Source organism: Rhizobium sp. PEPV16, assembly GCF_008919455.1.
Classification (GTDB): domain Bacteria; phylum Pseudomonadota; class Alphaproteobacteria; order Rhizobiales; family Rhizobiaceae; genus Rhizobium; species Rhizobium leguminosarum_Q.
In genome coordinates this window covers 1,887-12,156 of record NZ_VSZV01000253.1, presented here as the reverse complement: position 1 = coordinate 12,156, position 10,270 = coordinate 1,887, and the positions used below count along the sequence as shown (strand labels likewise).

Genomic DNA, 10,270 nt, shown 5'->3' with positions numbered 1-10,270 from the left:
ACCCCTCAGGGTTATAGGCCCACTTCACGCCGTTGATCAGCACCTTCTGAACATTGACGTCGTGATAGGTCGGATAGGTCTCGTGGCCCGGGCGGAAATAGAAGATGTTGCCGGCGCCGCGGCGCCAGGTCAGGCCCGAGCGGAACACTTCGCCGCCCTGGAACCAGGAGATGAACACCGTTTCGAGCGGTTCCGGCACCGAAAACTGCTCGCCGTACATTTCCTCGTTCTCAAGCTCGAAATGTTCGCCGATACCGGCAGCGATCGGATGGCGCTGGTTGATCGTCCACAGACGCTCGCGCTCACCCGCCTCGCGCCATTTCAGCGCGCAGGGCGTGCCCATCAGCCGCTTGAAGATCTTGGAGAAATGGCCCGAATGCAGCACCAGCAGGCCCATGCCTTCCCAGACGCGCTTGGCGACACGCTCGACGACGACATCGGAAACTGCGCCGTGATCCTTGTGGCCCCACCAGGTCAGCACGTCGGTCTCTGTAAGGCGGGCTTCGCTGAGGCCGTGTTCCGGCTCCTGCAGCGTCGCTGTCGTCGCCGAGATACTTGGATCGGTGTTCAGCGCATTGGCGATCGTTGTGTGCATGCCTTCGGGATAGATCCCCCGGACGATCTCATTGGTATTCTCGTGGATGTTCTCTCCCCAGACGACGGTGCGAATGGCCATGATGTGCTCCTGTAGAACCTGGAAGTATCGATAGGCGGGAAGGCAGGATTCAAAGCGCTTTGGAAAACGGCGCCGGCTGCGCCTCGTCTCCTCCACGTCCAAGGAACACATAGACCTTTGTCAGTATTTTGACAAAGGGGAAAATTTACCGGCCGAAGACGGAAAAACCGCCTGGCAATATCACAGCAATATCAATGCGAAACCGATTTAGAAAATAGATTGACGACCAAAACGCCTGTTATGATCAGCCCGAGCCCGACGATTGCCGGCAGGTCGAGGCGCTGCTTGAAGAACACCAGGCCGACCGAGGAAATCAGCACGATTCCCAAAGCGCTCCAAATCGCATAGGCGATACCGACGGGGATGCTTTTCAGCGTCAACGACAGGCAATAGAAGGCGGCCGCATAACAGGCGACGACGAGTGCCGTCGGCCCGATGCGGGTGAACTGCTGTGACAGTTGCAGCGCGGTCGTGCCGATGACCTCGAGCACGATGGCTGCAAACAGCAGCCCGTAGACGGCGGCCTGGCTCATGGCGGATTCCTTTTCGAATTACCTGCCGGTCAGTTCGACAAGGCGATCGATGAGATCCCGCCTCAGAACCCCGTTGATATCATGGCTTTCCAACGTATCTGCGAACCAAAGTCCATCGGCGGCGAAACGCACGACTTGTGCGTCGAGGGAGGAATCGGTGCCGATATATTCCTCGGCCCGCGCCTGCACCCATTGGCGCCAGCGAAGACGTAGCCGGGGTTCGGCAAGAAGCGCGATCGTCACCTGCGTCCAATTCCTGGAATCGTCGGGACGCTCCTTGAGACCGGATACCGCCCTGAGATAGGCGCGGGTGAAGCGGCCCTGCGGCAGCGGATCGCCGCGCATCAGTTCCTCTATATCGGCGTCGAATTTTTCGAGCAGGCTCTCGAACAGGGCATCGAGCAGCGCATTTTTCGTCGGGAAGTGATGCAGCAGCCCGCCCTTGCTGACGCTGGACGCGGCGGAAACCGCATCGAGCGTGACTGCCGCCATGCCGTCGCTGGCAGCAAGGCGCGCGGCGACCTCCAGCAACTGCTGGCGCACAAGCACGGGCTGCTTCTTGCGATGATGAGCGTTCGACATGCAAATAAAAGATACCGTCCGGACGGTTTTGTCAAGGAGAATCGGCCGCCACCCTACCGTCCCGGCATTATGCGCGAAATGCCGCGGCACCTTGATGACAGTTGCGATCATTTTCCGCCCGGTGCATGAAGAGGCCGGGGAATGGTTGAGGCAATTGGGATGGTTTCGTGACGGAGAAGGTCACCACCTTATATCAGGCGATCGGCGGCGATCCTGTCGTGCGGGCGCTAACGCACCGTTTCTACGAACTGATGGACAGCTTGCCGGAGGCGAGAAACGTGCGCGCCGTACACCCGTCGAGCCTTGTGGGCAGCGAAGAGAAATTTTACGAATATATGACCGGTTATCTCGGCGGCCCGCCGCTCTATACCGATAAGCGCGGCCATCCGCGTCTGCGCAGCCGCCATTTCGTCGCCGAGATCGGCCCTGTCGAGCGCGACGAATGGCTGCTCTGCTTCCGCCGCGCCCTGGACGAGACGATATCAAGCCAGGCGCTGCGCGATCTCATCTGGGCGCCGGTGGAACGGCTCGCCTATCACATGCAGAACAAGGCTACCGACAACAAGGAACAATCATGAGCCTGAACGCGCGTCTGGAGCCGGTGCTTTATCTCTTTGCCGGCCTGTTTGGCGTAGCCGGCGTGGCGCTTGCCGCCCTTGCTGCCCATGGCGGCGGCGAGGCCAATCTTGCGGCATCCGCATCTGCCATGTGCCTTGCCCACGCCCCTGCGCTGCTGGCATTGGCTCTCGGCAACGTCAGGCTCAGAACCGCCTGGCTGGCCGGTTTGCTGATGATTGTCGGAACGCTGCTTTTTGCGGGCGATCTCGTCACCCTGCGCTTTTCCGGCTCCGGCCTCTTCCCCTATGCCGCGCCGACCGGCGGCTGGGCGATGATGCTTGGCTGGCTGGCCGTTGCGGCAGGCGCTGTCCTCCGCGTCAGGACTTGAGAGCTTTACTGACCGCTAAAGCCCTCTCCTCCCTCATTCCTGTGCCTGTCACAGGAATCCAGTGCGCCCAAGTCCTTGGGCGCGGGAAAAGTTTTTCCATGTATGAGAGTCGATCACGGCGCGGACGCGCCGTGGCTGGATTCCTGTGACGAGCACAGGAATGAAGAGTATCGCCGATACCGAAAGGCGAAACCGTATCGACCGCATTTAAATGCCATCGACCACGTTGAAGCCCTCGAAGACCGGCGGCCCCTTGTAGATCGCCTTGTGATCGCCGGCATTGCGGTGCGCCGCGCGAAAGCTCTCGGACTTCGTCCAGTTCTGAAAATCCGCTTCGCTTTTCCAGACCGTGTGCGAGGAATAGAGCGTATAGCCCTCCTCTTCGTTGGTCTTGCCGCGCAGCAGGCGGAATTCGACGAAACCGGGCACCTCGGTCAGGCTGGAATCGCGATTGCGCCAGACCGTCTCGAAATCGCTTTCGCTCCCGGTTGCAACCTTGAAGCGGTTCATTGCGATATACATGGAATCTCCCTACGCCTTCCTCTTGCCCGCCCTTGCAGAACGCAAGGGAAAGGCGAGAACATTATCGCCGTTTGCCGCTGCTGGGCCAAGCGGTCTTGTTGTCGCTTCCCCGGGCATGCGCGCTTCCCAGGTCGGGAACAGCGTCACATTCTGGTAGATCTGCTGGCGTTCGGCATGCTGCTGGAAAAGTTCGTAAAGTTCCGGCACGAGGCCCTCGCCTGTCTGCGCGGCGAGCTTATGCAGGCCGATCATGGTGAAGCCGTCGGGGCGCTGGTCGTTCATCGGGAATTGTCTCGTTCGTTCATCGTCTGCAGCGCACGCTCCAGGCTGGACTTACTGCCGTTGCGAAGCGGGATGAAGGTCTTGCTGAACTTCTTACAGCCTGTCTTCACACGCAGGCAGGCATCGTGGCTGATACAGTCGATCGGGCAGAAGACGCAGTCGACCGAGGGAAGCAGAGTATCGATGCGGGAAACCGCTTCGCGCAGACCGCCATCATGGTGGATGAGCTCAGCGCCGAAATTGCTGGCGATTTGGCGAAGATGCGCCACCTGGCAGTCACGGCCACCGACATAGAGGAAACTGCGGCCATCCAGTTTGGACCGTCCGAGGGATGCCTGACCGGCGTCCTCGCCCGCGCTATCGCGGACCTCCCGGTTCGAACCCTTCTTGCCCTTGCGAGCCATATGCCACCCGTTCGCTCGTTGATCGTCACACGATTCCTGCGTGTGCAAGCGGACCTTATTAAACTTGATTTTTAGAGTAAAGTATAAAGTTGATTATTTTTATCATATTTTATCGAGCCGTGACTTGGACCGGAAAATCGAACACGTGGGAAGATCCCATTTCATCCGGCAGAGCAGGAACACTGCAGGAATTGAGCCTGTCTAGAACTGCATTATCGACTTCCGCCATACCGGAGCCTTTGACAACGCGCGATGAAGTGACATCTCCGTCGCTATTAACGGTGACGCGAACATTCAAGGATACGGTATTCTGGCGATACTGCGGCCTCAGCCGGTCGACACAACGAGACAGCCGCGAATAGACTTTGCCCTTATAATTTGCTTCAGATGCGCCGCCTGCTCCGTCCCTGCCGCCCGATGTGCGCGAGTTGCTGTCGGCGTTGGCATTATCCTGACCGTCGGCGACTCCTCTGCGCGCTTCCTGCTTTGCATCGCCCTCGGAACCTTTCGCCTCCCTCGGAGGCTCATTTGTTTCCACCTTCTTCTTTTCCACCGGCTTTTTCTGCTTCGGCTTCGGTGTTGGAGTTACTGCTTCTACAGGAGGCTCTGGCTCCGGAGAAATCGCGGCAGCCTCTACTGGCGCGATCTCTTCTGGTTCAGATTGCATCGCGGTCGCGACGGGCGGTTCAATGGAAGCATCCGGCGGTACCGGTATCTCTGCGGGCTGCTCGGGCACCATCGTCGACATAGGTTGAGCAACGGACGTTTCGGCAGGAGTTTCCGATACGAGAATCTCCGGTTCCACAGCCGCCACTGTCTCTGGTGACTGACGCGTGATCTCCTGTGTCGGCTGAACAGCCTCGACCGGCTCCGCATCAGTCGGTTGGACAGTTTCCGGCTGGACTGCCTTCGGCTGCACCTTCGCTGTTTCTATTGGCTGGACGGTCTCGGGCGTGACGGCCTCCGGAACAATTTCCTCCTGTATGGTGACGTCGGTCTCGCCGGCTGCGGTCTGATCGGCGTCCGAACTACCGAGCATGACAACGCTGACTGCCTCTCCGGCCTCCATCAGTATTTCATCTGAAGGCTTGGGCCCGAACAGAAGCAGCGCGGCGGCCAATGCTGCATGAAAAAAGAACGAACCGACACAAGTCAGCGCCACCCGTCGCCGCACCGGTGCCTTCTCGTCTTCCTGCTTTTCCACCGCCGCATCCATCGGCGGCGCGGCGGCGACAACATCCGACGCGGCTTCCGGATGATCGGGAAAGGAGGGTATCTGCGCGAAACGCGCATAGTGGACCACCGCCTCGCCGGCCGGCTGCCGCTGCACATTGCGCAGGTCGGAAAGCTCGTGGCCGGGGTGAATGTGGTTGTCGTTCAGACTGCCGTCAGCGTCCGGCTCCCCGATGAGCACCTGTCTCGATCTGGTCTTCGCTGAAATTGCCATCTTATGCCTCGGACAGTCTGGACATGCCCACCGGGATTCATTCCCGGCGTATTCTTAGCCCTCGAAGGGAACGGAAATCTGCGAGCGGGTGACGAGACCCTTCATGCATTCGCCGGCGGCCGGACCGTCACAGACCGGCGTGTCGTTGATGATGATGCGGGTGACCGTCTCGCACTTCACATTCGGCATATCGAACTGGCGCACGCGCTTCTTGCCCTGCGGCAGATCGCGGAAGTCGAGCACGGTGATGCGGTCGACGGCATTCTTGTCGTTGAAAAAGGCGAGTTCGAAGGAGATCTTGTTGATCGGGGTCTGGAGATTATTCTCGGCGACGAAAGTCATCATGCAGCCCTTTTGCGATGGCGCCAGAGCGTTGAGTTCGACATCCAGCTTGGCGGTTGCCGCGTCCTGCGCCTGGCATATGCTTGAAACCGCCATCACCATGCCAGCTGCAACAGCCGCAAACCTAACCGTCATCATCTTCTCCGCCATTGTCGCGAACCGCCGACAGGCGGCCTCCTATCAGCAATCTCAAAAACTTGACTGCAATAGTCTCCTATTGCGTCTTTAAAAAACTATGAGTATGAAAGTCAAGATAATTGTCATCACAACCGGGGACCCCTGATCACCGGCTTCATGGAATTGCCAACCGAAATGATGGTTGAAAAGCCAGATAACTTTAAGCACGTGCCGCTGCAGAGCGAGCCTGCGGCGCAGCACCGGATCGTCGAAAGCGCGGACCTTTTCCGCGGCACGAACGAGATCATGATAAGACATGACGGCTTGGTCTATCGTCTGAAGATCACCCGTCAGGGCAAGCTCATTCTCAATAAGTAGGGTAGGACATGACCGAACAGACAAGACCGGCGCCAGCCGAAATCCGTGCGTTTCGCGCCGAGAATCCGAAAATGCGCGAGCGTGATATCGCCGCCCAGCTGAAGATTTCCGAGGCAGCCCTCGTCGCCGCCGAAACAGGCATCAGCGTGACCCGAATCGATGGCAGTGCGCTGAAGCTTCTCGAGCACGTGGCCGGCCTCGGCGAAGTAATGGCGCTGTCGCGCAACGAAAGTGCCGTTCACGAGAAGATCGGTGTCTTCGAAAACATCAAGAGCGGCGCGCAGGCCGCGATCGTTCTCGGCGAGAATATCGATCTGCGCATCTTCCCGAGCCGCTGGGAGCATGGTTTCGCCGTATCCAAGAAGGATGGCGATCAAGAACGCCTCAGCCTGCAATATTTCGACAAGGCCGGCAACGCCGTGCACAAGGTGCACCTGCGCCCGAGCTCGAAAGTCGAAGCCTATCACGCGATCGTCGCCGAGTTGAAGCTGGAAGACCAGTCGCAGGATTTTGTCGAGGCTGAGACCTCAAATGCCGTCGATGAGACCGCCGACGTCAACCGCGACGAGCTGCGCGACAACTGGAGCAAGCTCACCGATACGCATGAGTTCTTCGGCATGCTGAAGCGCCTGAAGATCGGCCGCCAGGCGGCCGTGCGCACGGTCGGCGACGACTATGCCTGGAAGCTCGACAACAGCGCGACGGCAGACATGATGCATGCCTCGGTGAAATCCGGCCTGCCGATTATGTGCTTCGTCGCCAATAACGGCATCGTCCAGATCCATTCCGGCCCTATCTTCAACGTGCAGCCGATGGGGCCGTGGATCAATATCATGGACCCGACCTTTCACCTGCATCTGCGCCAGGATCACATCGCCGAGACCTGGGCCGTACGCAAGCCGACCACGGACGGCCACGTCACCTCGCTGGAGGCTTACAATGCCGAAGGCGAGATGATCATCCAGTTCTTCGGCAAGCGGAAGGAAGGTTCCGACGAACGCGCCGAGTGGCGCGAGATCATGGAAAACCTGCCGCGGGCAGCAAGTGTGGCCGCATAAGGATCGCTACGATGACGATGCGTAATAATCTGCGCCGGATCCGTCCTTGGGAACTGGCCCTGACGGCGGCCATCATGGCGCTGCCGCTAATCCCGGCGCCGACCATCCAAGGCTTCGCCTTCATCCGCGCCGCCCACGCCGAGGAAAAGAAGCTCGACACGTCGCGCCTTGTTTCGGTCGGCGGCGACATCACCGAGATCGTCTATGCGCTCGGCGAGGAAAGCCGGCTCATCGCCCGGGACACGACGAGCATCTATCCGGAGGCGGCGCTAAAGCTGCCGAACGTCGGTTACATGCGCGCGCTCTCACCGGAAGGCATCCTCGCCATGAACCCGACGGCGATCATCGCCGTCGAAGGTTCAGGCCCGCAGGAAGCGCTGGCTGTGCTGAAGAATGCCAGCGTGCCCTTCGAGACCGTGCCGAGCGCCTTTACCCGCGACGGCATCATCGCCAAGATCGACCGTGTCGGCACGCTGCTGGGCGTGCCCGACAAGGCGAAGGCGCTTGAAGAAAAGGTCGCGGCCGATCTCGACGCGGCGATCGCCGATGCCGAAAAGCGCCCGGAGGCCGAGCGCAAGCGCGTTCTTTTCATCCTCAGCGCCCAGAACGGCCGGATCATGGCATCGGGCACCGGCACCGCCGCCGATGGCATCGTCAAGCTCGCCGGCGCCATCAACGCCATCGGCGCATTCCCGGGCTACAAGCCGCTGACGGACGAGGCGATCATCGAAGCCAAGCCCGACATCATCCTGATGATGAATCGCGGCGACGGCGCCGGCACCAAGAACGAGAACCTGCTGGCTCAGCCGGCGATCGCGCTGACGCCGGCAGGCGAGAAAAAGGCGATCATCCGAATGGATGGCGTCTACCTGCTCGGCTTCGGCCCGCGCACCGCAGCCGCCGCGCGTGAGCTCAACACGGCGATCTACGGGGGCTGATCATGGCCCTGCCGCAAGCCATGATGGAACGAAGGCGACGATTCCCGATGGCGGACATCCGCGAAATCAGGCAGGCGGGCGACAGGACGCGGCTCGCCTTGCTGGCGATCGCGCTGCTTGTCGCCGGCTCGGTCTTTTCGATGCTGTTTTCGGTAACGACCGGCGCCTCGGATGCCTCAATCCTCGACGTTATCAGCAACATCGCCGGCTCCGAGACGACGCTCAGCACGCGTGACCGGATCATCATCTTCGATATCCGCCTGCCCAGAGCGATCCTCGGCTTCCTGATCGGCGCCTCGCTGGCCGTCTCCGGCACGGTGATGCAGGGCCTGTTCCGCAATCCGCTGGCCGATCCCGGCCTCGTTGGCGTCTCCTCCGGCGCAAGCCTCGGTGCGGTCGCGATGATCGTGCTCGGTGGCGGCCTCGCAGCTCCGCTCGAGGCGCTTCTCGGTATCTACGCTCTGCCGACGGCGGCCTTCGGCGGCGGCCTCGTCACGACGCTGCTGCTCTACAGGATCGCCACCCGTCACGGACAGACCTCGGTGGCGACGATGCTGCTTGCCGGCATTGCGCTTGGCGCCCTCGCCCTCGCCATCACGGGACTGCTGATCTACATGGCCAACGACCAGCAGCTGCGCGACCTGACCTTCTGGAGCATGGGCTCGCTTGCCGGCGCCACATGGACGAAAATCGCCGCCGCCAGCCCGATCATCCTCTTGTTCTTCACCGCTCTGCCCTTCATGGCCCGCGGCCTCAATGCCATCACGCTCGGCGAGGCGGCCGCCTTTCATATGGGTGTTCCGGTGCAGCGGCTGAAGAATGTCGCGATCGTCGGCGTCGCTGCGGCGACCGGCGCGTCCGTCGCGGTCAGCGGCGGCATCGGTTTCGTCGGGATCGTCGTGCCGCATATCCTGCGCATGGCGATCGGCCCCGACCATCGTTTCCTGCTGCCGGCCGCAGCTCTTCTCGGCGGCTCTCTGCTGATCTTCGCGGATGTCCTGGCCCGCACCCTGGTGGCCCCGGCCGAGCTGCCGATCGGCATCATCACCGCGGCGGTCGGCGGGCCGTTCTTCCTGTGGATCCTGCTGCGGCAGCGTTCGCGCCTTGCCCTGTGAGTGACCCCTGTGAGTGATATTGCGATGATCGAAGTTTCCGGCGTCTCCGTGCGCCTTTCCGGCAAAACCATCATCAGCGACGTCTCCTTCACCGCAAGAGCCGGCGAGCTGACGGCGATTGCCGGGCCGAACGGCTCCGGCAAGACGACGACGATGAAAGCCATCTCCGGCGAACTTGCCTATGGCGGCTCGGTGCGCATCGGTGGCGACGAGGTGAAGGGACTGAAACCCTGGCAGCTTGCCGCCATTCGTGGCGTGCTGCCACAGGCAAGCACCATCTCCTTTCCCTTTACCGTGCGCGAGATCGTCCGCATGGGCCTGACGTCAGGTCTCAACCTGCATCCCTGCAAGGCCGAGCAGACGGCGGCGGCAGCGCTTTCCTCCGTCGATTTGACCGGCTTCGAAGGCCGTTTCTATCAGGAACTCTCCGGAGGCGAGCAGCAGCGTGTGCAGCTTGCCCGCGTGCTCTGCCAGATCGCCGAGCCCATCGTCGACGGCAAGCCCTGCTGGCTGCTGCTCGACGAGCCGGTCTCGAGCCTCGACATCAGCCACCAGCTGACCATCATGACGCTCGCCCGCAATTTCTGCGAACGCGGCGGCGGCGTCATCGCCGTCATGCACGATCTCAACCTGACGGCGCTCTTTGCCGACCGCATCGTGCTGATGAAATCCGGCCGCCTCGCCGCCGCCGGCAGCATCGGTGAAGTGCTGACGAACGAAACGATGCTCTCGGTGTTCGGCTGCGCGCTGCGCATCAACCAGGTACCATCAGACGGCACGCCCTTCGTGCTCGCCCACAGCGCCATTTCCCGCCCCTGAGCACTGCGCGAGCGGAACTTTTGACCGCCCGGCACGTTGTCGGCAGTGATCTGGGTCAATGCCGGGCGATATCATTCATGCAACGGACGGTGGTGACCCTCGTGCGAAATA

Annotated in this window: 15 protein-coding genes; 7 read left to right on the top strand and 8 right to left on the bottom strand. The window is 61.0% G+C overall.

Annotated features, from left to right (window positions below; genetic code table 11):
* The 3 genes from FY112_RS09875 to FY112_RS09865 form a co-directional block, all read right to left on the bottom strand.
* On the bottom strand, nt 1-676 hold a 676-nt coding region (locus FY112_RS09875; protein ID WP_151518294.1), incomplete at its 3' end, for a ThuA domain-containing protein.
* Nucleotides 677-867: 191 nt separating this feature from the next.
* A complete protein-coding gene (locus FY112_RS09870; RefSeq protein ID WP_017961694.1) occupies nt 868-1,209 on the bottom strand; it encodes an SMR family transporter in 342 nt (113 codons plus the stop codon).
* Between the two features lie 18 nt (nt 1,210-1,227).
* On the bottom strand, nt 1,228-1,791 hold the full coding sequence (locus FY112_RS09865; protein ID WP_026158825.1) for a TetR/AcrR family transcriptional regulator: 564 nt from the start codon (nt 1,789-1,791) through the stop codon (nt 1,228-1,230).
* 167 nt (nt 1,792-1,958) lie between these two features.
* On the opposite strand from FY112_RS09865, the gene FY112_RS09860 reads away from it, so the two are divergent.
* Both FY112_RS09860 and FY112_RS09855 read left to right on the top strand, forming a co-directional pair.
* On the top strand, nt 1,959-2,369 hold the full coding sequence (locus tag FY112_RS09860; RefSeq protein ID WP_017961696.1) for a group II truncated hemoglobin: 411 nt from the start codon (nt 1,959-1,961) through the stop codon (nt 2,367-2,369).
* The gene (locus tag FY112_RS09855) at nt 2,366-2,737 is read left to right on the top strand and encodes a DUF423 domain-containing protein (RefSeq protein ID WP_017961697.1); all 372 of its coding nucleotides are present in this window, start codon (nt 2,366-2,368) and stop codon (nt 2,735-2,737) included. Before FY112_RS09860 ends, FY112_RS09855 begins: the two co-directional genes overlap by 4 nt.
* Before the next feature lie 207 nt (nt 2,738-2,944).
* Here the strand turns inward: FY112_RS09855 and FY112_RS09845 are convergent, their stop codons facing one another.
* The 5 genes from FY112_RS09845 to FY112_RS09825 form a co-directional block, all read right to left on the bottom strand.
* The gene (locus tag FY112_RS09845) at nt 2,945-3,259 is read right to left on the bottom strand and encodes an antibiotic biosynthesis monooxygenase (RefSeq protein ID WP_017961698.1); all 315 of its coding nucleotides are present in this window, start codon (nt 3,257-3,259) and stop codon (nt 2,945-2,947) included.
* 9 nt (nt 3,260-3,268) lie between these two features.
* Nucleotides 3,269-3,541, bottom strand: coding sequence for a hypothetical protein (locus FY112_RS09840; RefSeq protein WP_003542206.1), 273 nt, complete (start codon nt 3,539-3,541; stop codon nt 3,269-3,271).
* Nucleotides 3,538-3,945 carry a DUF2325 domain-containing protein gene (locus FY112_RS09835; RefSeq protein ID WP_017961700.1) on the bottom strand — a complete coding sequence of 136 codons (408 nt, stop codon included), beginning with the start codon at nt 3,943-3,945 and terminating at the stop codon, nt 3,538-3,540. Before FY112_RS09835 ends, FY112_RS09840 begins: the two co-directional genes overlap by 4 nt.
* A gap of 109 nt (nt 3,946-4,054) precedes the next feature.
* Entirely contained in the window at nt 4,055-5,392 is a 1,338-nt protein-coding gene (locus FY112_RS09830; protein WP_131629782.1) for a TonB family protein, read from the bottom strand.
* A 54-nt stretch (nt 5,393-5,446) separates the two neighbouring features.
* Nucleotides 5,447-5,869: a hypothetical protein gene (locus FY112_RS09825; protein WP_032990562.1), complete on the bottom strand. Its 423-nt coding sequence runs from the start codon at nt 5,867-5,869 to the stop codon at nt 5,447-5,449.
* 177 nt (nt 5,870-6,046) lie between these two features.
* On the opposite strand from FY112_RS09825, the gene FY112_RS09820 reads away from it, so the two are divergent.
* The 5 genes from FY112_RS09820 to FY112_RS09800 are packed head-to-tail and all read left to right on the top strand — an operon-like array spanning nt 6,047 to nt 10,159.
* Entirely contained in the window at nt 6,047-6,229 is a 183-nt protein-coding gene (locus FY112_RS09820; protein WP_012758649.1) for a hemin uptake protein HemP, read from the top strand.
* A gap of 8 nt (nt 6,230-6,237) precedes the next feature.
* The gene (locus FY112_RS09815) at nt 6,238-7,287 is read left to right on the top strand and encodes a ChuX/HutX family heme-like substrate-binding protein (protein ID WP_151518290.1); all 1,050 of its coding nucleotides are present in this window, start codon (nt 6,238-6,240) and stop codon (nt 7,285-7,287) included.
* A gap of 11 nt (nt 7,288-7,298) precedes the next feature.
* Entirely contained in the window at nt 7,299-8,225 is a 927-nt protein-coding gene (locus tag FY112_RS09810; RefSeq protein ID WP_151518289.1) for an ABC transporter substrate-binding protein, read from the top strand.
* A 2-nt stretch (nt 8,226-8,227) separates the two neighbouring features.
* Complete coding sequence (locus FY112_RS09805; RefSeq protein WP_151518288.1) at nt 8,228-9,340, top strand: iron ABC transporter permease; 1,113 nt, start codon at nt 8,228-8,230, stop codon at nt 9,338-9,340.
* Between the two features lie 24 nt (nt 9,341-9,364).
* Complete coding sequence (locus FY112_RS09800) at nt 9,365-10,159, top strand: heme ABC transporter ATP-binding protein (protein WP_151518287.1); 795 nt, start codon at nt 9,365-9,367, stop codon at nt 10,157-10,159.
* Nucleotides 10,160-10,270: the final 111 nt, after the last annotated feature.

What these genes read in the sequence shown, in the direction of transcription:
- FY112_RS09800 (WP_151518287.1), top strand. Translation starts at nt 9,365, where the DNA reads ATGATCGAAGTTTCCGGCGTCTCCGTGCGCCTTTCCGGCAAAACCATC.
- FY112_RS09840 (WP_003542206.1), bottom strand. Translation starts at nt 3,541, where the DNA reads ATGAACGACCAGCGCCCCGACGGCTTCACCATGATCGGCCTGCATAAG.
- FY112_RS09855 (WP_017961697.1), top strand. Translation starts at nt 2,366, where the DNA reads ATGAGCCTGAACGCGCGTCTGGAGCCGGTGCTTTATCTCTTTGCCGGC.
- FY112_RS09820 (WP_012758649.1), top strand. Translation starts at nt 6,047, where the DNA reads ATGATGGTTGAAAAGCCAGATAACTTTAAGCACGTGCCGCTGCAGAGC.
- FY112_RS09870 (WP_017961694.1), bottom strand. Translation starts at nt 1,209, where the DNA reads ATGAGCCAGGCCGCCGTCTACGGGCTGCTGTTTGCAGCCATCGTGCTC.
- FY112_RS09830 (WP_131629782.1), bottom strand. Translation starts at nt 5,392, where the DNA reads ATGGCAATTTCAGCGAAGACCAGATCGAGACAGGTGCTCATCGGGGAG.
- FY112_RS09805 (WP_151518288.1), top strand. Translation starts at nt 8,228, where the DNA reads ATGGCCCTGCCGCAAGCCATGATGGAACGAAGGCGACGATTCCCGATG.
- FY112_RS09810 (WP_151518289.1), top strand. Translation starts at nt 7,299, where the DNA reads ATGACGATGCGTAATAATCTGCGCCGGATCCGTCCTTGGGAACTGGCC.
- FY112_RS09815 (WP_151518290.1), top strand. Translation starts at nt 6,238, where the DNA reads ATGACCGAACAGACAAGACCGGCGCCAGCCGAAATCCGTGCGTTTCGC.
- FY112_RS09865 (WP_026158825.1), bottom strand. Translation starts at nt 1,791, where the DNA reads ATGTCGAACGCTCATCATCGCAAGAAGCAGCCCGTGCTTGTGCGCCAG.
- FY112_RS09835 (WP_017961700.1), bottom strand. Translation starts at nt 3,945, where the DNA reads ATGGCTCGCAAGGGCAAGAAGGGTTCGAACCGGGAGGTCCGCGATAGC.
- FY112_RS09825 (WP_032990562.1), bottom strand. Translation starts at nt 5,869, where the DNA reads ATGACGGTTAGGTTTGCGGCTGTTGCAGCTGGCATGGTGATGGCGGTT.
- FY112_RS09845 (WP_017961698.1), bottom strand. Translation starts at nt 3,259, where the DNA reads ATGTATATCGCAATGAACCGCTTCAAGGTTGCAACCGGGAGCGAAAGC.